The sequence below is a fragment of the Bacillus sp. V2I10 genome (assembly GCF_030817055.1).
Classification (GTDB): Bacteria; Bacillota; Bacilli; order Bacillales; family Bacillaceae; genus Bacillus_P.
In genome coordinates this window covers 4,159,567-4,179,256 of the sequence record NZ_JAUSYV010000001.1, presented here as the reverse complement: position 1 = coordinate 4,179,256, position 19,690 = coordinate 4,159,567, and the positions used below count along the sequence as shown (strand labels likewise).

The window sequence follows — 19,690 nt, the reverse complement described above, 5'->3', positions numbered from 1 at the left end:
AACTGAATGATCGATTTTTCAGGGGGAAAAGAGAATGTCATTAGATGCAAAAGCGTATTCATGCAATGGAAGAAGTTCATGGTCAGGAAGTACACGTTCAGAAACAGAAGGGTATCAATGGATAATCAATACTTCGGACAAAGGATATGTTAAATCTGGAGTATCCATTTGCGGAGTAGTCCTAAGCAACACTGTTATTGATTTCAGCACTTCCTTTATCGTTAAAAATGGCTATTCAGGCAACAAATCATCTTATGTAGCAAGCATTCAAAGAACGCTTGCATGCCTAGGCTATTCACCTGGCGCTGCTGATGGGATCTTCGGAATCCAGACAGAACGGGCTGTAAAGGACTTTCAGGCTGACAAAGGCCTTGCTGCTGACGGAATTGTGGGCAAGGATACATATTATTGCTTATCAACTGCCAGATACTAAAAAAGCGTGTTATCCTTCACTTTGAAGGATAACATGTTTTTTTTATTGGATAAATTTATAAAAAAATAAAAACCTAGTTGACTTATCGGATTAATGTATTATAAAATACAGACAATTAAAAAAATAGTTGATTTGCTAATCGGAAAACCGAAGGCTCCAGATCTTGCTTCTAAGCGAGAATTGGAGCCTTTATGCTTATCAAAGAAAGGGTGGTAAAACATGAGTTATATCGTTGCCATATCGGGGAGTCCGTCGTCAGAATCCAGATCTTCCATTCTGACAAACTACTTGAAGAGGGAAGCTGAGCAGAAGGAAATTCAAATAAAAGAAATCTCAGTTCTTGATTTTGAGCCTGAGGTGCTGATCCGCGGCATTTACGATCATCCGTCCATTCTGCAGTTTATACAGGAACTAAAGGGGGCAAGCGGTGTCATTATCGTATCTCCTGTTTATAAGGCTGCTTATTCTGGGGCTTTAAAAACCCTGCTGGATCTTCTTCCCCAGGATATATTAAAGGATAAACCTGTGTTTCCTTTGATGGTTGGAGGAAGCGGGGCACATTTGCTTGCGATTGATTATTCTTTGAAACCTCTGCTGGCCGCTTTAAGTGCCCAGACCATATTAAAAGGCGTCTATGTCTTAGATAAGTTTGTGGATAAGTCTGACCTCAGAACCCCAATTAAAGATGAAGAGGTTCAGTCAAAAGTAACGGTTCAATTTAAACAGTTTATAGAAATTGCTTCAAACTTAAAAAGCTCTGCTGAATTGAAGTAAAAAGGAACAGGGAGGAAAAGCGGATGGCAAATATTAACGAGTCAAAAGTTCAGCAAATTTTAACCGCACTGAAAAAAATCAATTACGGCTCTGTACTCATTATCATTCACGATGGTGAAATTACGCAGCTTGACAGCACGGAAAAGAGCAGATTCTCAAAGACTAAACCTGTTAAAAGCTGAAAATTGCCTGACAGTCATTCGACCGGTCATCCGGAGAAGACACGAATTCTACTTGTAGAACGTGTCTTTTTTTAATGAAAAAAAAGATGGAAAGGGATGAATGAGTTTGAGTGATACAGGAAAAGAGATTGAATTTGGATGGTTTATTCCTACAACTGGCGACGGGAAATACATTGGAGTGAAGCCTGAGAAAGAATCAACGGCTGAGTACATGATCGAGGTTGCACAAAAAGCAGAAACGGCAGGTTTTACGTTTGCTTTGATTCCAACGGGAGGTTCATGCCTTGATGCTTGGATTGTAGGATCCATGATTGCCTCCCATACCAGCATTCTAAAACCATTAGTAGCTATGCGTCCGGGATTGATTGAGCCGGTGCCTGCAGCAAGGATGGCGGCTACTCTGGACGTTTTATCCAATGGGAGGGCTTTAATAAACATTGTAACTGGCGGATCTCCAGACGACTTAAAAGCAACAGGAGACCCCTTGGCCCATCATCATGACAAACGCTACGACAGAACGCTTGAATTTTTGCAGGTCATAAAAGGACTCTGGAAAACCCAAATAGCTGCAGAAGGTAATGAATTTTTAGCAGCGCATGCTAAAAGCAGTGAGAAGGGTCTATATTTCAAAGGAGACTATTATGAGATTGAAAATGGCGCAAGTCAGCCTGCACCATTTCAGAAACCTTATCCTCCTATTTATTTTGGCGGAAGCTCGCCTGCAGGAAAACGGACTGCTGCTGAAACAGCTGATGTATACCTCATGTGGGCCGAACCCCTTGATTGGATCAAGGAGCAAATGGACGAGGTAGAAAGTCTGGTAAAAAAGGTGAATGAAGAAAAAGGCTTGAACCGCCGGCTTCGGTATGGTCTTAGAGCTCAGGTTCTGGTGAGGGAAACGGAGGAGGAGGCGTACCGCGCTGCATGGGAAATTATCAGCAAAGTGGACCAGCGGGCAATTGATCAATCCAATCAGCGCTTCACGAGAACAGATGCAACGAACCAGAAGAGACAGAATCAGCTGAGAGTACAGTCGGCTGATCAGGATTATTTTGCAGGGCCTAATTTATGGACCGGTCTTTCTGCAGTCAGGGGCGGGGGCTCACTGCTGCTTGTTGGCACTCCGGACCAAGTGTCTGACCGAATACTGGAATATGCAGATCTCGGTATTTCCTCCTTTATTTTATCCGGATATCCTAATCTGGAGGAAGCAGAGATAACGGGGGAGCTGCTTTTGCCGCTTGTCAAAGAAAAGCTGAAAGTAAAAGCGTAAAGAAAGGAGAAGGCTATGGCTTTACTTGAAATGAATGATTTAAACAAACGGTTTGAAAGTGAAAAAGGATATACTCATGCGCTGAAAGATATAACGCTCTCAGTTAAAGACGGTGAGTTCATTACGATTATCGGTCCAAGCGGATGCGGCAAAAGCACCCTGCTGAAAATAATTGCCGGACTTGATACGGATCTGTCGGGCAGTGTTCAGATCGAGGGTGAAGAAGTAAAAGGACCGAGTATTGACAAAGGGTTTATCTTTCAGGAACCGAGACTTTTTCCGTGGTACACGGTGGAGAAAAACATAGCAGCCAATTACTCTCTGCATGAAAGGGAGACGTGGAAAAAAGTAAAGGAACTGATTCAGCTTGTAAAGCTGGATGGGTTTGAAAAAGCCTATCCTAAGGAGCTGTCAGGCGGAATGGCCCAGCGTGCAGCGATTGCAAGGGCCCTGCTTAGAAATCCAAAAGTGCTTCTGCTCGATGAGCCGTTTGGAGCGCTTGACGCTTTTACAAGATCCCATATGCAGGAAGTGCTTCTTGATATATGGCAAAAGAACCGGACAACAATGCTCTTTGTGACACATGATATCGATGAAGCTATCTATCTCGGGGACAGGGTCGTCATTATGAACGCAAGACCTGGTTCGATCCGAAAAACGGTTACGATTGATTTGCCGCATCCAAGAAAAAAAACAAGCCGCCCGTTTCAGGAATACCGCCAGCTTATTTTAAATGAGTTTGAAAAAACGGAAGAGCTTGAGCTGCTGGACAGTGCAGGTATCTAGAGGAGGTGAAAATGAGATGAGTCAAAAAGCTTTATGGATTTTTGCACCAGCTTCCAAACAGGGGAATAAAAGCAGCTTAACAAAACAAAAGAAGAAAAAGGCTCAAACCGGTGCTTTTATGAGGGGATTATTATTCCCCGCTGCCCTTCTTGCCATATGGGAGCTTGCAGGTTATCTGGGAGTCATTTCTCAAACCTTGCTGCCGAGGCCAACGGACATTTTTGTGTCATTTATTGATCTGCTGACAACAGGCAATCTGCTCTATCATTTTCAGGTCAGCTTATTCCGAGCTTTGGGGGGATTTCTGATTGGAGGTACACTCGGGCTTCTTGCCGGTCTTCTAGTGGGCTTTTCAAATAAAACAGAACAGACATTGGATCCGACCATGCAGATGCTGAGAACCATTCCAACACTTGCTGTGATTCCTCTGTTTATCTTGTGGTTCGGGTTCGGGGAAGTTTCCAAGCTGCTTTTAATTGCCAAAGGTGCTTTTTTTCCGCTCTATGTAAATACCTTTCTTGGGATCCGGAGTGTAGATACAAAAATGTTTGAAGTGGCCAAGGTACTAGAATTCAGCAGGTGGAAACAAATTAAAAATTTGGTGCTGCCATCAGCTCTTCCTAATATTCTGCTTGGCTTGCGTCTTGCTCTCGGTGCAGCCTGGCTCGCTTTGGTAGCTGCGGAACTGATGGGCTCGAGTGAAGGAATCGGCTATCTGATTACAGATGCCAGACAATTTTCTCAAACGACGGTCGTTTTCGTTGGTATTATCATTTTTGCCGTTTTTGGAAAGGCTTCGGATTCTTTTGTCAGGTTCTTTGAGAGAAGACTGCTTAAATGGCGCGACAGCTATAAAGGCTAATACTTAAGGGGGATTGTAATGGCAGAGCTAAAAAAGCGGATGCATTTGAATTTGTTTCTGACAAGCATGGGTCATCATGAGGCAGCGTGGAGGCATCCGTCCTCTGAGATAGGGCGGATCCATGATATCGGCTATTATCGCGAGATTGTCCAAAAGGCAGAGGCAGCAAAGCTTGATTCTATTTTTCTGGCAGACAGGTATTCTGTTTCTAAACAAGCGGTTAGATTTGGGGAGCTTGGAGGCGGGGGACTGGAACCTCTTACTCTCTTATCGGCTCTCGCGGCAGTGACAGAAAAAATCGGCCTGATTGCCACCGTATCCACCTCTTTCAATGAACCTTTTAACGTGGCAAGAAGGTTTTCTTCTCTTGATCACATCAGCAAAGGAAGAGCCGGGTGGAATGTGATTACTTCAGGAACTGATGAGGAGGCGGTCAATTTCAATTTTGACAGCATTCCACCTCATGCAGAAAGGTACAGGCGGGCACAAGAGTTTATGGATGTGGCCATCAAGCTGTGGGGCAGCTGGGAAGAAGGAGCACTTGTAAAAGATAAAGCTTCAGGCGTTTATGCTGATCACGAAAAAGTGCATGAAATTCATCACAGAGGCTATTATTTCTCGGTGAATGGCCCTTTGAACAGTTCCCGTTCTCCTCAGGGTCAGCCCGTCATCGTACAGGCTGGTTCCTCAAAGACCGGAATTGATTTTGCCGCACAATACGCGGAAGCCGTTTTTACTGCCCAGCAGTCGCTGACAGAGGCTAAAGGATTTTATCAAACCTTAAAAGCAAAGGCACTAGAATATGGTCGGTCCCAGAATGAAATCATCATCCTTCCCGGAATTTGCCCGATTATCGGCAGAACAGAAGCGGAAGCGCAAGAAAAGGAGGCAAAGCTGCATGAATTATCGAATCCGGAGTACAGCCTGATCCAGCTTTCAAACCGAATTGGGATTGATTTGACAGGCTATCCGCTTGACGGACCTCTTCCTCGGCTGCCTGAAATCAGTAATATTCAGGGCCATAAAAGCAGGACACAGCTAATTGTGAGCTTAGCAGAAAAAGAGAAGCTGACAATCAGAGAGCTGCTGCTTCGTCTTGCAGGAGGGCGCGGTCACTTCACGATAGCAGGAACAGCTGAGCAGATCGCAGATGAACTGGAATTGTGGTTTGAAAATGGTGCAGCAGATGGCTTTAACATCATGCCGCAGCTGATGAGTGAAGGTTTTGATGACTTTATTCAGCTTGTTGTGCCGGAGCTTCAGCGAAGAGGCCTTTTCAGGACGGAATATGAAAGCCATACATTGCGGGGGAATCTGGGTCTTTCGTTTCCTGAAAATCAACAAAAAATACGAAACTATTAGTTGTTCAAAGAGAGGAGCATGTATTCATGAAATCTGCAGCCAGCCTTGGAAAATGGGGAATTTTTTTAAGTTTACTAATGATCATCCAGCTTTTTCTTACAGGGTGCGGCTCAGAAACCAGCTCTGCTGAAGAAGAAAAAGCCGCTTCTTCCGGCAAAAAAACGGTGGTTCACATTGGTGTTCAGGGAAGTACAGGAATTTTGCCATATGCACGGGAAAAAAAGTCCTTTGAAAAGGCTTTTGAAAAAGCTGGAGCAGCAGTAGAGTGGCATGAATTTGCAAGCGGACCGCCACATTTTGAAGCTCTTGCTTCAGGGAGACTTGATTTTGGGGCAACTGGAGGGACACCGCTGATAGCAGGCCAATCAGGAGGTGTTGATTTTAAAGCCATCGCAGTAACAACAGACGGCAAAAAAGGAAACTCAATCGTTGTTCCAAAAGGAAGTCTTGTTAAGGAACTAAAGGATTTAAAAGGGAAGAAAATTGCAGTAGCAAAAGGAAGCAGTGCCTACAATTTCTTATATCTGGCGCTTGAGCGGGCAGGCTTAAAAGATGAAGACATCAAACTGGTTCAGCTTCAGCCGGATGAAGCGCGCCCCGCGCTCGATAATGGCTCAATTGATGCATGGTCAACATGGGAGCCATACGTGACGACGGCCGTATTTCAAACGGGAGCGAAGGTCCTTGTCAGTGGGGAAGACTTAAATATCAATGCCCCAGGCTTTCTGATTGCACGTACAGATTTTACGGAAGAGCACCCGGAACTGTCTGTACTCTTTCTGAAAACATATGAAGAGGTCAGAAAGCACTTTACTGAAAATCTTGATGAAGTTTCACAGGAAATAGCCGGTGCAGAGGGAGTGGACGTAGACATTATTTCAACTGTCCTGAAAAATTCTGCACCTATCTTATCCCCTGCAACAGATGAATTCAAAAAAGCGCACCAGGATCAAGCTGATTTTCTTTTTGAAGCGGGAGGCATTCATAAAAAACTTGATACCTCTGAAGTCATAGAGAATCGCTTTATTGAAGAAGCCTTGAAATAAGATGAATGCGGGAAATGAGAGTATGCTTTTGCAGCATCCTCTTTTTTCTATATAAATGGAGGTAAACAAATGAAGGATCTTTTGTTTATTATTGGCCCTTTGATAGGTGAGCGGCAGATGAAATCGTTCTGCACCAATTTGGCTGAAAAAGGGTGCAGGGCAAAAGCAATTTTTCTTTGTGATTTTCACCCGGATGTTCTTTTTAACCCCCAGTACGGTCATCCGAAATTCCGTCATTTACTAGATGAAATAATCTCCTCAAGAGTCGTAATACTCGCGGTTCCAAAACAGTTCCTGCCATCTTTTTATGCGATGCAATCCATCCTTGAAGCAATACCTGCAGAGATTTTCAAAGGAAAGCTGCTGCTGCCTGTATTTTCACCGGCAGAGGAGAATGAAGAAATTCCGGAAAAGATCATGCGTCTGATTAGCTGTTTTCATCAAACAACTATTATAGAAGAAAGCAGATAAACACCCTCCTTGCAGTTGAAGGAGGGTGTAATTTTTCATATAGGCTTACTCGTATTCCTTTAATATTTTTTCAATGAATGAATTATCCACTACTTCTGAAACGTTCAGTTCTTTTTTCAGTCCTCCGAGTTCGAACAGAAGATCAGCAGTGCTTTGCTGTTCATTTAGGATGCTCTCATCAATAGGTGTGTTTGCCGGCACGGAGTTTTCAAGAACTTTTCGGATTACTTCTTTATCCGTTTTCTTAAGTTCTGAAAAAATCTCAATTGCTTCTTCTTTGTTTTCATTTTGCCATCTCGTTGCTTTTTCCGTAACTTTCAGATAAAGCTCAACAAGTTCAGGATGTTCATCAGCAAATTGATTACGCACGATTTGAAAGCCAGGGCTGAAGGTGCCGATTGCTTTTCCGTTCGAGAGTATCCTTGCTTCATTTTTTACAACTTGGATGGATTGATAAGGCTCCCAAATCGCCCAGGCGTCTATTTTATTCGTTTCAAAAGCTGCCTGAGCTTCATCAGGCTGAAGCTGAATGATCTGTATTTCAGATGGATCTATGCCTTCGTTTTCAAGGAAGCGGTACAGCAATCCAAATGCGCTGCTTCCTTTGGCTACCGCTACTTTTTTCCCCTTTAAATCCTCTGGTCTTTGAATAGGGCTATCTTTATGGACAAGAATAGCATCCCCTTTTTCTCCGGTGCTTGCTGATGCGATTTCTTTAAACGGAATATCAGCACCCTGGCCGGATAGGACCGGAATATTGCCGACCCTCCCAAAATCAAGCCTTCCTGATGCAATGGCTTCAAAATAGGAGGGACCGCTTTGAAATTCGACCCATTTCACTTTTGCGCCTGCCTTATAGAATTCTTCCTCAAACCAACCTTTATGCTTTGCAAGCAAAATAGGCCAGATGCTTTGCTGAATGCCGATATTGACCGTTATATCCTCTTTCTTTGATTCGCTGTTCTCGATTGTACCAGCTGTTTTAGACCCGCACCCTCCAAGAACGGCCAGCAGTATGAAGAAAATCAAGTACCCAGTCAAACGATTCGTTCTTTTCATATTCATCCCCCTAGAAGATATGTTGAAATTTAGTAGCCCATTTTCACTTCCTTTTCTCCGCTGAAACAGGAAAGGCCCTATCTAATAGCATAAAGATGCTGCTAGACAGGGCCTTCGGTTGACAGATCGGCTTATGTATGAATATATATCCATGTTAAAACTTACTATTCCGATTTGTCAAGTATGATTTATTTTCAAATCCGTATTGATAAATCGGAATATTCGGAGTAAAATAATAACAATAAATGAAAACGTCGACCAGACTGCTGGAGGCTTTCGTTCCTGTTAAATTTACTAACAGAATGAAAGCCTCTTCGTCTATACAAAAGGAGGATGCTGTTATGAAGTATTTGCTGATTGCAGGCGGGGATCGCATCGATCCCATCGTGACGAGACTTGCGCAGCAAGGGGTAAAGGTGATTTCACATCTGGACGGAAGAAAACCAAAAGTGACCATCAAAGAAATTCCAAGCAAAGTGGAGGTGGTGCTCATTCTCACTGATTACATCAATCACAATCTCTCCACGATTGTAAAAAGAAAGGCTCAGGAAAAGTCGATTCCGGTTTTTTTCTCGAAACGCTCATGGACCTCCATCTCCTGTGAATTGAAAAAAATCATGACAGCATAGTCTAATCATGCATTAAAACCAACTTGACACATAGGATTAATTATCATTGAAATTTAATCAGAAAAATCGCTGATCGGTCAACCGAAAGCTCATACCAATTGAGGTATGGGTTATTTTTGTGGGGACACTTAAGTCATAATAGAAATTCTTCTTATCAAGAGAGGCGGAGGGAATGGCCCGACGAAGTCTCAGCAGCAGCTTCTACGAAGACTGTGCTAAATCCATCAAGCTTCAAGTGCTTGAAAGATGAGAAGGGGCACGTTCATTTTCAATGAACCCTCTTCTTTGTAATCAGAAGGGGGTATTATTTATTCCCCCCTATATTAAGAAAAAGGGGTGTCTGAATTGGGAAACATGATTCGTCAGGCTATCGAAAAAAGAAAAAAACATCTCATCGGCAAACTGCTTAGCAACGGCATTTATAAGAAGAATGATTTGCATTTATTTGAACTGACTTTAACGGAGCTTGAGGAGGAATTCAAACGGCTTTTAAAAGTGCAAAATTAATAAAAAAAGTGTCCCAAAAGCTAACATTTGGCCACCCGGGCAGACTGGCAGCATATATCCGCCGTGATAGAAATAACTATAATAAACACCAAAAACCACTTAAATCATTCTAAGAAAAAAGCTGACTCAGGAAGTGCCGTTTTAAAACGTCCTTTTGAGTCAGCCTTTTTGAAGCGATCTATTATGAATCTTTATTGCTCAATCCTTCATCTGTTTCCTCAATCGGACTATTGAACTCTTCAATGATTTCTGCACCTTCAGGTGGTTCAAGATCAAATAATCCATGATTTTTATTTAATTCCTTTACTTCAAACTGGATGACTTTTGGCTGATCATCGATTGCTTTCCCGTCAGCCACAAGCATTTCTTTCACCACATATCCTGTTTCTTTATCAAACCAGAATTCAACGACCCAATCAGCACTATAGGTAATTTGATAACGGTCTGCCTTTCGTCCAGTAATCGTCGTTTCCCCTAAACTCTTTATCTGATCAGGACCTAATTCCTTTAGAATGTCTTGTGTAACTTGAGAAGGTGTTAAAAGCAGTTCAGTAATAGTAAATGTGTTCTCTTCTTTATCGTAACTTTTTTGGAACTTTCCATTTACGACTGTCACATTCCCATTTTCATATTCCCGTCTTTCTTTTCTTCCTGAAATATACTGCTTACTCTTATCGTCAAAAACAATATAAATAATCAGCTCTGTTTCCTTCTTCTTCTTTTTATCCTCATCCTTATGCTGCAGTGGTTTGTCCATTTCTAAAAACTTGTCTCCGATTAATTCATTGAGCACCATTTCTATCGCTGCTTTGACAGGAGGGGTGTTCCAGGCTGCAAGACACAGGATGAAGAGGGATGCACAAATGAGTGCTGCGCGTTTTAAGTATTTATATGGATTAGGTTTTTTCTTTTGAGGAAGCATGACCACTTTATCTTCAAGAATGATGTCTAAAGCTTCTTCAAGCTGCAGAAATTGTTCAAAGGCTTCTGAGCATTCTTCGCATTCTCCAATATGCTCAAGCAGGGCATCCTGATCCGTCTCTGACAGCTGATCAAAGATAAGAATTTTTTCCTGGCATTTTTCGCAGTTCATTTATAGCACCCCCTTACTTTTAAGAGCGTCCATTAATTTTTTGCGGCCCCTAAATACTCTTGTCTTTACTTTTGCAAGGGAAATTTTAAGGCTTGCGGCTATTTCTTCGTATGAACGGCCTTGATTTCTTAAGATGAGAATATTCTTTGTTTCCTGATCAAGTGTCTGAAAAACTTCTTTAACCTCGCCGATCATTTCTTTCGACAGAAATGCCCGTTCAGGTGTTTCGGTGCTGATGCTGATGTGGTGCTTGTATTCTTCACTCACATGCTGTACAGTGTCCTGATTTCGTTTCATTTTTCGTAAATGGTCATAGGTTGTGTTTTTTGACAGAATCGTAATCCAAGCTTCGATATTTTCAGGATATTCTTTCTCTTTGTCTGAAAAGTACCGAAAGATTTTAATTGAAGCATCTTGAAGGATGTCATCGACTAGAGAGGAATTCTTGATTAACTTCCTGATGGTCCTCTCCATTCTGGGACGGTGCGCTTCAATCAGCTTTTCAACATTCACTGTTTCCAATCTCCCCACCCTTTTTCCTTACTGAATTGACGTCGCGTAACGCTATTAGTTTCAAAAATATGTAAAATAAATCATAAAAAATCCAAACCTCTGTCATTATAACAAAGGAAAGCGTGTCCAAATGAAATTATTTTATGATAATGGAAACTTTTTCCCGACTCGTTCGTATTACAATTGAATACATAATTCTTACAGAAAGAAATGAGGTTTAAATCATGACGCAGTATGCACTAGAAGTGCAGTCTCTTACAAAGAAGATTGGCAAAAAAACAATAGTGGATGATGTCAGCTTTCAAGTGAAAAAAGGAGAGATCTTTGGCCTGCTTGGCCCTAATGGAGCCGGAAAAACAACGATCATCCGAATGATTGTCAGTCTGATTAACCGCACTGGCGGGGATGTCATCATCAATGGCCATAATCTCGATGATTCCTTCAAGGAAGCGATGAGTGAGATTGGCGCAATCGTTGAGAACCCGGAGTTTTACAAATATATGAGCGGATTAAAAAACATCCGTCATTATGAACGAATGGCTGTAAAAGATATTTCGGAAAAACGCAGAAACGAAGTTATTGAACTTGTGGGACTTCAGCATGCGATGCATCAAAAGGTAAAAACATATTCGCTTGGCATGCGCCAGCGTCTCGGTGTTGCACAGTCTTTATTACATAATCCCTCTGTTTTAATTTTTGACGAGCCCACTAATGGCCTTGATCCGCAGGGAATCAGAGAGTTCAGAGATTATTTGCGGAAACTTGCAGACGATGGGATCTCTGTACTTGTCTCTTCTCATCTGCTTTCTGAGATGCAGCTGATGTGCGACCGGTTTGCGATTATTGAAAAAGGAAAATTGATTCACATCTCATCCATGCATGATTCAATGGAAGAAAGCAAAGAAATGACGCGTGAAGTTGTTTTTGAAGTAAGCGACAGCTCTGAGGCGGCCATTCTCATTAAAGAAAAAGGCTTATATGAAGGTGTGATTGAAGCAAATGGCGATCAGCTTAAGCTTCATTTGGATAAGGAAAAGACGATGGTCATCAATCAGCTGCTCGTTCAAAACGGAGTCGGCGTATACGGAATCGTGAGCCATAAAGCAACACTTGAAGACCGCTTTTTAGAGCTGACGAACAAAGAGAAAAAGGAGCAAATGCAATGATTGGACTAATACAAAATGAATGGATGAAAATCTTTTCGAAAGTGTCCAGCTGGATTTATCTTATATTAATAGTAATTATCGTATCAGGCGCTGCTTTTATTGATTATAAGTTTACAGAAAAACCAAGCGAAGACTGGCGTCAGGATGTTCAGGCAGAAATCACTCAGCTGCAGCAGGAAATGAAAGAGCAGCCTGAAGAAGAACAGGAATGGCAGCAAATGCAAATCAGCGAAAAGCAGTTGTATTTGCAGGAAGATATAAATCCCAACGCCAAGAGCACGTGGCATTTTCTAAATAATATTGTCTTTATGATCACTTCTGTCGTTACATTGTTTGCGGTTATTGTGTGCAGTGCCAACGTTGCTTCTGAATTTTCAGACGGCACCATCAAACAGCTGCTGATCAGGCCGCATAGAAGATGGAAGGTTTTGCTTTCAAAATACATCGCAGCGACGCTTTATTCGCTTCTTCTTTTGCTCGTGCTGCTGACTGCCGGTTATTTAGCAGGTCTAATCATGTTTGGCGCAGGTGACTTCAGTGAAAGAATGTTTGAGATTTCGATGGAAGGTCAAATGAATCCTGAAAATATCGTCGCTGTAGGCGATCAAGCTGTGCTGAAGCTGCTTTATTTCCTGCCAAGTTTATTCATCGTGACTGCGATTGCATTTATGCTGTCGACTTTATTTAAAAGTCAGGCGCTTGCCGTCGGCATCGGGATCTTTGTTCTCTTTTTCTCATCGACAATCGGAGGCGTCATTCTTTTCGTAGCTGAAAAATACACATGGGCGAAATTTTTAATTTTTCCTCACATGGATTTGACCGTATATGCTTATCAGGATAAAATCCTTGAAACAATTACGCTGCCAATCTCCTTGCTGATTTTGGCCATCTATTATGCGGTATTCATGACGGTGACGTTTGTTTATTTCCAGAAAAGAGATATTAGCATATAATTTGCCACCAGAAAAGAATCAATTCGTTTGGTTCTTTTTTGGTTTATGGAGTAAAATAGAGGACAGACAAGAGTGGAGAAATCAGGAGGAAAAACATCGTGCACAGAAACCAGAAATTCTATAATTATTTGCAGCAGCGTGCGCATCATTTAACAGAAGAATGGTATGAGTCCCTCGATAAATCTAAAACAGGCGGAGTGTACACATCGAATGATCCTGAAGTCATTAAAGAGCTGAAGGCGCAAAACCAGGAATTTCATAAGAGATTTATTCAGGTATTTGCCGAGGAAGACATTAATTTTATGGAGCTTTTTGAAGAATGGATTGAGAAAATCGCTAAGGACGGTGAGCATTTAAATACACCGATCCAGTTTATTATTAAAGAATTTATGAGAACGCGAAGTCAGTATTTAGATGAAGTATGTACATTTGCGGGTCTGTATCCGGAGGAATACTCACAAGAGCAGTTTAATGCCTGGAAGGATTTAATCGTCAGAGCACATGACAGAGTCATTTTTCATTACGTTGAAGAAACACAAAAAACGGCTGACCGTCAATTAAAAGCTCAGCAGGAAATGATTTATGAGCTCAGTTCGCCTGTTATCAAACTTCAAGATGATACAGCCTTGCTTCCGCTCGTTGGAGATATTGACACAGCACGGGCTAAAATGGTCCTTGAAAATACATTAAAGCAATGTTCCGAAAAAAGGGTTTCTCATTTGTTTATTGATCTATCAGGAGTGGTTATGATTGATACAATGGTAGCGCATCAAATTTTTCAATTGATTGATGCGTTGAATCTTATTGGGATTAAGACAACCTTATCAGGCATTCGCCCTGAAATTGCGCTTACTTCCATGCAGCTTGGTCTGTCGTTTGACAATATTTCAATTAAATCAACGTTATCTCAAGCTCTTGCTTCTAAGACTGATAAATAATATATGTAGAGGTACACAGATTTAAGGACATAAAATGTAACCATCAACGAAGAGCGTTAGGGCGTATTTATATTGATAAAAGCCCATTAAAAGGGGTAATGAACGTTGAATCAAAAAATTATGCAGTTTACAAGAGAATTACAGCTATCATCTGGCGGTCATATCTTTTATTATTTTCATGATGAACAACGGTATATTGAAAATACGGTTTCCTTTATTCTTGCAGGCATTGAACAAGGGGACTGTGTTCTTATCATTGAAAATGAAAGAATTTTTCCTTCTGTATACAAGAAAATTCAACGTCTTTTGACAGAAGAACAGCTTACTATGATCCATTATATAAATAATTTTGATTTCTACTGTTTGAATGGTGATTTCCATTCTGAAACAATACTGGATTATTTTTCTTCTATTTTAGCTCCGTATATTACAAAAAATATTTCGATCCGGACTTGGGCACATGTAGAATGGGGAAATATAGCAGAAATAACGGATGTCATCGGAGAATTTGAAAATCAGGCGAATAAAGCAGTGTCTTCACTGGAACTAATCTCAGTGTGTGCCTATGATGCAGACAGAGTGCCTGACTCGCTTAAGGAATCATTATTGAGGTCTCACGGATTTCTGATGACAGATGAAGAAATCAAGAAGCAGACTATTGAACAAAAAAAATAAAATCGTTTTATGTAAGAGCGAAGAGAAAATCTTCGCTCTTATTTTTTGTATTCAACTGCAGCAGTTTCAATTTTAGCTAAAATCGTTGTTATTTTTCCGTTCAGCTCTTTTTCTTTGACGGGTATCACACGCCACCCTTGTTGATCGAGGTACTTCCTTTTTTTTAAATCCTCAATTTTGTCGGTTTCTCCGACGCAGCGCAGGGCAATCCGATAATATGGGAGAACTAAATCCAGCGTATACGGTCCGCATTTTTCTTTAACCCTTACATAGTAGCCATTGTTGCGGAGCGTATCATAAAGCCTGCGCTGCATCCTGTTTTCACATTTTTGAGCTTGATTCAGAAAGACAGCAGGGTCAGAACTTACATGAAGATAAAAGAGGACAATCAATAATGGCAGCCATAAAAAGAATAAGAATAAAAGTGTAACCTGTGTCATGCTTATCACCTCTGCCCATTAGCTTTTGCAAATCAGGCGTGAACCATTCTTTTTAGGGTTAGTGGAAAATAATGCAAGCATTCATGGTAAAATGATAATAAAGCGGCTGCCAAAGCTTGTAAATGAAAAGCGCAGACCTTCTTTTCTTAATGTAAAAGCAGGAAAGCAGAAGCAAGAAAACTTCAATTATAAGCAGTCAAGCGTGTATAATAGAAGCATCAAAATCCAGAAAGAAGTGGAAGGTTTGAAGCTGAGTATTCTAGATCAGGCGCCGATTGCAAGCGGTGCAACCCCGCAGAATGCGCTGCAGGAATCATTGAAGCTTGCACAGCTCGCCGAAAAAACAGGTTATACCCGATATTGGATAGCCGAGCATCATGATATGTCCGGGCTGGCATGTCCTGCGCCGGAAGTGATGCTGAGCTATATTGGTGCAGGGACAAGCACAATCCGGATCGGGGCTGGTGCGATCTTACTGCCGCATTACAAACCATACAAAGTGGCGGAAACGTTTCATTTGCTTGCCTCTCTTTTTCCGGGAAGAATCGATCTGGGAATTGGACGGGCCCCGGGCGGGTCAGCTGAAGCAACGATGGCGCTGTCCGATAATTTCCTTGAAAACGTAAGGACAATGCCGCAAAAATTGAAAGAGCTGCTTCGCTTTTTACATAACGATTTTCCAGATGAGAATATGTTCTCTAAAATTAAGGCTTCGCCCATTCCAGCAGAGCCTCCTGAAGTTTGGCTTCTCGGCACAAGTGAAAAGAGCGGCAAGCTTGCTGCTCAGACAGGAATAGCATACGCATTCGGCCAGTTTATGAGTGATAAGGACGGGGAGGAAATGCTGAAGGAATACCGTACTCACTTTCAGCCGAAATATGAACTAAAGCAGCCCAAATCCATTCTGACCGTAAATGCCGTTTGTGCAGAAACAACAGAAAAAGCAAAAGAAATGGCATTGAGTGCTCATCTTTGGCGAATTCAGCAGTTCCAAGGGATAACAACCGGCATTCCATCAGTAGATGAGGCAAAAGCTTACAAATACAGACCCGAAGAACGGGAAATGATTGTGGCAGCGGAAAAAAAGATGGTGATCGGAAATCCGTCTGAAGTTCGGAAGCAGCTTTTGGACATCGAAAGAAAGTACAATGCGGACGAGGTAATGATTGTTACGATTACCCACAGCTACGATGACCGCCTCAAATCTTACGAATTAATCGCACAGGAAATGGGAGAGATGATGAAATGAAGAAATTAGGTTTTGTATTAATGACGCTGCTTTTACTACTAATGGCAGCTTGCGGGAATGAAACTGATGATCAAAGTTCTGATAAACCGGCAAAGAAGGTTGAAAAAAATCCAATTGTCACAATTACAATGGAAAACGGTAAGCAAATCAAAGTTGAGCTGTATCCGGAAATTGCACCCAACACTGTGGCTAACTTCGTTTCGCTTATCAACGATAAATTTTATGACGGACTGATTTTCCACCGTGTGATACCTGAATTCATGATCCAGGGCGGTGATCCAGAAGGAACCGGAACAGGGGGTCCAGACTACGCTATTAAAGGGGAATTTAGTTCAAACGGATTTGAAAATCCGCTCAAGCATGAACGCGGAGTCATCTCAATGGCACGTTCGCAGGCTCCTGACAGTGCAGGCTCACAATTTTTCATCATGGTCGCTGACTACCCAAGCTTAGACGGCGAATATGCCGCTTTTGGAAAAGTAACAGAAGGCATGGATGCAGTAGATGAAATTGTAAGCGCAGAAACAAATGGAGAAAAGCCAGTTCAAGATCAAAAAATGAAAACCGTAACCGTCGATACATTTGGCGAGGAGTACGGGAAGCCTGAGAAGGTGGAGTAGAGGAAAGCAGCGGGAATCCGCTGCTTTTATTTTGCCTTTTTATGTTCCTTTTCTTCATACGGAGCTTCGTGTTTTGTCTCACTTATTGGTATTTCCTTCGAATAATTGCGGATAAGACCATTGTCGATATCGTTTGCCGGTGTATATTCATTGCTTGGAATCCTGCGGTTTTTCCTGATGATTTTATAGAGAGAAAAAGCGATGATGCCAAGGATGACAGTGAGAAAGATGATTTCCATTTGGATATCTCTGTTCATATTAACCTTCTTTATTTTATTCGCTTATGCGAGTAAAGTATCCTGCTCTGGTATGAAATAGAAAAACCACCCTTCATGCCAAATGCAATAAGGGTGGTTTTAAACTTTATTGATTCAAAAATTTCACACAAACCGGATCCGGAACCGTTACATCAGATTGAAGCAAAGTCAGCGTACCTGTTTCCTGATTTCTTTCAAATAAAACAAGGTTGCTGCTTTCCTGGTTTGAGGCAATCAGAAATTTTTCTGTCGGATCAAGAGCGAAGTCACGTGGCCAGTGACCTTCTGTAGATGTGCGTTCAACAAATGTCAGCTTGCCGCTGTCACTGTTTGTGCTGAATACGGCAATGCTGTCATGGCCGCGGTTGGCTGCATAAACAAATCTTCCGTCAGAAGAAATATGGATCGCGCTCCCCTGATTATTTTCAGTGAAATCATCGGGAATTGTTGAGATGTACTGTAATTCTGTAAAGCTGCCATCTTCTTGATTGTAAGCAAGAACGACAACTTCATTGCTCAGCTCCGTCATTAAATAAGCAATTTTTCCGTTCGGATGGAACGTCATATGTCTTGGGCCGCTTCCTGCATGTAAATGAAGGCTGTGTATTTCGTTTAATTCACCTTTGTTTAATTCGTAGGTATACAGTTTATCTGTTCCTAAATCGATGGCCGCCACATATTTCTGGTCAGGAGTAAAGCCCGCATAATGGGCATGTGGTCCATCCTGTCTGTCTTTATTGGGTCCGTCTCCTACATGCTTTTTAATAGAGAGAGAGGGATAAAGAGTTTCGCTGTCAGTGTTCATTTCATACGATTCAATCGTGCCGTTATGATAATTGGCGGAAACAACAAATTGATTCTCGTCATTCACACTGACATGACAAGGAGAAGCGCCACGCAGAAGCTGTCGGTTCAATTCCTTTAATTCGCCTGTTTCCGTATTTCTTGAGTAAGCAACTACGCCGCCTGCCTCGCCTTCTTTAGCAACGGCATAAACAAAGCGGTTGTCCTTGCTGAGGTTTAAGTATGTAGGGTTTTCAAGGGCTGCAGCAACGCTGACTTCACCCAGTTTTTTAGCAGCTGTATCTAGTGTGAACGTGTAAATTCCTTTGCTGTCGCCTTTTGTGTAGGTACCAATATAGCCAGTATACTTCATCTTTTTTCCTCCTATTTAGTAGGTTTGCCTTTATTTTAGCACATGAAGGGCGTGAACTCTCATTTGAAAGGTCAGATATTCATCCATACCCTCCCGCCTTGAGAACAGAAACCCTTTTTCTTTAAAATATCTTGAAGCTATTCCCATAATTTCGGTACGCTTTGCAGGTAATTAAACTTTCAATTTTTTAAAAAACTATAAATAGAATATTAACAAGTTAGGAGAGAATGCAGGAAGTATTCTCTTTTTGTGTGTATTTTCAAACTATTAAAAAAATTTTTATTGAAAAAAGGTTGGACAACCAATATGATAATAAAAAATACACTCATGTAATAAAAGGTAACATTTTGTTATTTTTTAGGAAAAAAGGAGGTGAAAGGCTAAGTCACTTGAGCAAAAAATGAAAACCATTAGAAAAGGGGAAAAATTCTATGAAAAACAGCAATAAGCTTATAGGTGTCCTGTTATTTACCATTATTCTCATGCTATCTGGATGCGGCAGCAGTGAGAAAGCAAGCAATGGTGCAGAGTCAGATGAGAAGAAAGTCCTTAAAGTTGGAACCGATGCGGCATTCGCGCCGTTTGAATACATGGATAAAGGGAAGATTGTTGGCTTTGATGTCGATTTTCTGGATGCAGTTATGGAAGAGGCAGGCTATAAGCATACACTTGAAAACATCGGGTGGGATCCATTATTTGCATCCGTACAAGGGAAACAAATCGATTTGGCGATCTCAGGTATTACAATTAATGATGACCGCAAACAAACCTATGATTTTTCAATTCCTTATTTCGAATCCACACATATGATTGTTTTTAAAGAAGGTACAGACATTAAAAGCGCTGAAGATCTTAAAGGGAAGAAAATCGGCGTGCAAAACGGTACAACCGGACAGCTTGCAGCAGAAAAAGTAGTCGGCGCAAATAACAATATATCAAAATATGACACTACCGCTGTTGCATTTATGGCACTTGAAAATAATGATGTTGAAGTGGTTGTGACAGATAATGTAGTGGCAAGTGAATATGCAAAGAACAATCCAAACAGCAAAGTCAAAGCGATAGAAGATAAAGAAAGCTTTGAATCTGAATTTTACGGCTTAATGTTTCCGAAAGACAGCAAGTTAAAAGCGGAATTTGATGAAGCAATTAAAGCGGTCATTGAAAGCGGGAAGTACGCAGAAATCTATGAAAAGTGGTTTGGAAAAGAGCCGAGTGTAGATACTCTATTAAAAGCAGAATAAAT

Annotated in this window: 24 protein-coding genes and 1 riboswitch; of the genes, 18 read left to right on the top strand and 6 right to left on the bottom strand. The window is 41.5% G+C overall.

Going from position 1 to position 19,690, the window contains the following annotated elements; translation table 11 throughout:
• The first annotated feature begins 34 nt into the window (after positions 1-34).
• The 9 genes from QFZ72_RS21190 (at position 35) to QFZ72_RS21150 (ending at position 7,189) form a co-directional block, all read left to right on the top strand.
• A complete protein-coding gene (locus tag QFZ72_RS21190; protein ID WP_307437429.1) occupies positions 35-433 on the top strand; it encodes a peptidoglycan-binding domain-containing protein in 399 nt (132 codons plus the stop codon).
• A 219-nt stretch (positions 434-652) separates the two neighbouring features.
• A complete protein-coding gene (gene ssuE, locus QFZ72_RS21185) occupies positions 653-1,207 on the top strand; it encodes an NADPH-dependent FMN reductase (protein WP_307437426.1) in 555 nt (184 codons plus the stop codon).
• Positions 1,208-1,230: 23 nt separating this feature from the next.
• On the top strand, positions 1,231-1,389 hold the full coding sequence (locus QFZ72_RS21180) for a YezD family protein (RefSeq protein WP_307437423.1): 159 nt from the start codon (positions 1,231-1,233) through the stop codon (positions 1,387-1,389).
• Positions 1,390-1,495: 106 nt separating this feature from the next.
• A complete protein-coding gene (locus tag QFZ72_RS21175; protein WP_307437420.1) occupies positions 1,496-2,662 on the top strand; it encodes an LLM class flavin-dependent oxidoreductase in 1,167 nt (388 codons plus the stop codon).
• Positions 2,663-2,677: 15 nt separating this feature from the next.
• A complete protein-coding gene (locus QFZ72_RS21170) occupies positions 2,678-3,448 on the top strand; it encodes an ABC transporter ATP-binding protein (protein ID WP_307437417.1) in 771 nt (256 codons plus the stop codon).
• 16 nt (positions 3,449-3,464) lie between these two features.
• Complete coding sequence (locus QFZ72_RS21165) at positions 3,465-4,310, top strand: ABC transporter permease (protein ID WP_307437414.1); 846 nt, start codon at positions 3,465-3,467, stop codon at positions 4,308-4,310.
• Between the two features lie 18 nt (positions 4,311-4,328).
• On the top strand, positions 4,329-5,672 hold the full coding sequence (locus tag QFZ72_RS21160; RefSeq protein WP_307437411.1) for an LLM class flavin-dependent oxidoreductase: 1,344 nt from the start codon (positions 4,329-4,331) through the stop codon (positions 5,670-5,672).
• A 26-nt stretch (positions 5,673-5,698) separates the two neighbouring features.
• Positions 5,699-6,718, top strand: coding sequence for an aliphatic sulfonate ABC transporter substrate-binding protein (locus QFZ72_RS21155; RefSeq protein ID WP_307437409.1), 1,020 nt, complete (start codon positions 5,699-5,701; stop codon positions 6,716-6,718).
• Between the two features lie 69 nt (positions 6,719-6,787).
• Positions 6,788-7,189 carry a hypothetical protein gene (locus QFZ72_RS21150; protein ID WP_307437406.1) on the top strand — a complete coding sequence of 134 codons (402 nt, stop codon included), beginning with the start codon at positions 6,788-6,790 and terminating at the stop codon, positions 7,187-7,189.
• Positions 7,190-7,234: 45 nt separating this feature from the next.
• Here the strand turns inward: QFZ72_RS21150 and QFZ72_RS21145 are convergent, their stop codons facing one another.
• Complete coding sequence (locus tag QFZ72_RS21145) at positions 7,235-8,248, bottom strand: aliphatic sulfonate ABC transporter substrate-binding protein (RefSeq protein ID WP_307437405.1); 1,014 nt, start codon at positions 8,246-8,248, stop codon at positions 7,235-7,237.
• A gap of 341 nt (positions 8,249-8,589) precedes the next feature.
• Here QFZ72_RS21145 and QFZ72_RS21140 point away from each other — a divergent pair, with 341 nt between their 5' ends.
• A complete protein-coding gene (locus QFZ72_RS21140) occupies positions 8,590-8,877 on the top strand; it encodes a DUF2325 domain-containing protein (RefSeq protein WP_307437403.1) in 288 nt (95 codons plus the stop codon).
• Between the two features lie 148 nt (positions 8,878-9,025).
• Positions 9,026-9,130: riboswitch (SAM riboswitch) on the top strand.
• A 101-nt stretch (positions 9,131-9,231) separates the two neighbouring features.
• Entirely contained in the window at positions 9,232-9,384 is a 153-nt protein-coding gene (gene fbpA / locus QFZ72_RS21135) for a Fur-regulated basic protein FbpA (protein WP_307439915.1), read from the top strand.
• Positions 9,385-9,565: 181 nt separating this feature from the next.
• On the opposite strand, the gene QFZ72_RS21130 is transcribed toward fbpA, so the two are convergent.
• Together QFZ72_RS21130 and QFZ72_RS21125 are read right to left on the bottom strand one after the other, a co-directional pair.
• Complete coding sequence (locus tag QFZ72_RS21130) at positions 9,566-10,477, bottom strand: hypothetical protein (RefSeq protein ID WP_307437400.1); 912 nt, start codon at positions 10,475-10,477, stop codon at positions 9,566-9,568.
• A complete protein-coding gene (locus tag QFZ72_RS21125) occupies positions 10,478-10,990 on the bottom strand; it encodes an RNA polymerase sigma factor (protein WP_307439912.1) in 513 nt (170 codons plus the stop codon).
• A 224-nt stretch (positions 10,991-11,214) separates the two neighbouring features.
• Here QFZ72_RS21125 and QFZ72_RS21120 point away from each other — a divergent pair, with 224 nt between their 5' ends.
• The 4 genes from QFZ72_RS21120 to QFZ72_RS21105 all read left to right on the top strand — a co-directional run bounded on the left by QFZ72_RS21120 (position 11,215) and on the right by QFZ72_RS21105 (position 14,722).
• Complete coding sequence (locus QFZ72_RS21120) at positions 11,215-12,156, top strand: ABC transporter ATP-binding protein (protein WP_307437396.1); 942 nt, start codon at positions 11,215-11,217, stop codon at positions 12,154-12,156.
• Positions 12,153-13,109 (top strand): ABC transporter permease, encoded by a 957-nt coding sequence (locus tag QFZ72_RS21115; RefSeq protein ID WP_307437395.1) that lies wholly within the window; start codon positions 12,153-12,155, stop codon positions 13,107-13,109. The genes QFZ72_RS21120 and QFZ72_RS21115 overlap by 4 nt, the downstream gene beginning before the upstream one ends.
• Positions 13,110-13,207: 98 nt before the next feature.
• Positions 13,208-14,047 carry an STAS domain-containing protein gene (locus QFZ72_RS21110; protein ID WP_307437393.1) on the top strand — a complete coding sequence of 280 codons (840 nt, stop codon included), beginning with the start codon at positions 13,208-13,210 and terminating at the stop codon, positions 14,045-14,047.
• 105 nt (positions 14,048-14,152) lie between these two features.
• Positions 14,153-14,722, top strand: a complete 570-nt coding sequence (locus QFZ72_RS21105) for an MEDS domain-containing protein (RefSeq protein ID WP_307437391.1) — start codon at positions 14,153-14,155, stop codon at positions 14,720-14,722.
• 38 nt (positions 14,723-14,760) lie between these two features.
• On the opposite strand, the gene QFZ72_RS21100 is transcribed toward QFZ72_RS21105, so the two are convergent.
• Positions 14,761-15,162, bottom strand: a complete 402-nt coding sequence (locus tag QFZ72_RS21100) for a hypothetical protein (RefSeq protein ID WP_307437388.1) — start codon at positions 15,160-15,162, stop codon at positions 14,761-14,763.
• A 244-nt stretch (positions 15,163-15,406) separates the two neighbouring features.
• Between QFZ72_RS21100 and QFZ72_RS21095 the strand changes: the two genes are divergently transcribed.
• Positions 15,407-16,411 (top strand): LLM class flavin-dependent oxidoreductase, encoded by a 1,005-nt coding sequence (locus QFZ72_RS21095; RefSeq protein WP_307439910.1) that lies wholly within the window; start codon positions 15,407-15,409, stop codon positions 16,409-16,411.
• Positions 16,408-17,031: a peptidylprolyl isomerase gene (locus QFZ72_RS21090; RefSeq protein WP_307437384.1), complete on the top strand. Its 624-nt coding sequence runs from the start codon at positions 16,408-16,410 to the stop codon at positions 17,029-17,031. Before QFZ72_RS21095 ends, QFZ72_RS21090 begins: the two co-directional genes overlap by 4 nt.
• A 26-nt stretch (positions 17,032-17,057) precedes the next feature.
• On the opposite strand, the gene QFZ72_RS21085 is transcribed toward QFZ72_RS21090, so the two are convergent.
• Both QFZ72_RS21085 and QFZ72_RS21080 read right to left on the bottom strand, forming a co-directional pair.
• On the bottom strand, positions 17,058-17,288 hold the full coding sequence (locus tag QFZ72_RS21085) for a hypothetical protein (RefSeq protein ID WP_307437380.1): 231 nt from the start codon (positions 17,286-17,288) through the stop codon (positions 17,058-17,060).
• A 106-nt stretch (positions 17,289-17,394) separates the two neighbouring features.
• Positions 17,395-18,444: a lactonase family protein gene (locus QFZ72_RS21080; RefSeq protein ID WP_307437378.1), complete on the bottom strand. Its 1,050-nt coding sequence runs from the start codon at positions 18,442-18,444 to the stop codon at positions 17,395-17,397.
• A gap of 431 nt (positions 18,445-18,875) precedes the next feature.
• Between QFZ72_RS21080 and QFZ72_RS21075 the strand changes: the two genes are divergently transcribed.
• Entirely contained in the window at positions 18,876-19,688 is an 813-nt protein-coding gene (locus QFZ72_RS21075; RefSeq protein ID WP_307437374.1) for a basic amino acid ABC transporter substrate-binding protein, read from the top strand.
• The last annotated feature ends 2 nt before the right edge of the window (positions 19,689-19,690 follow it).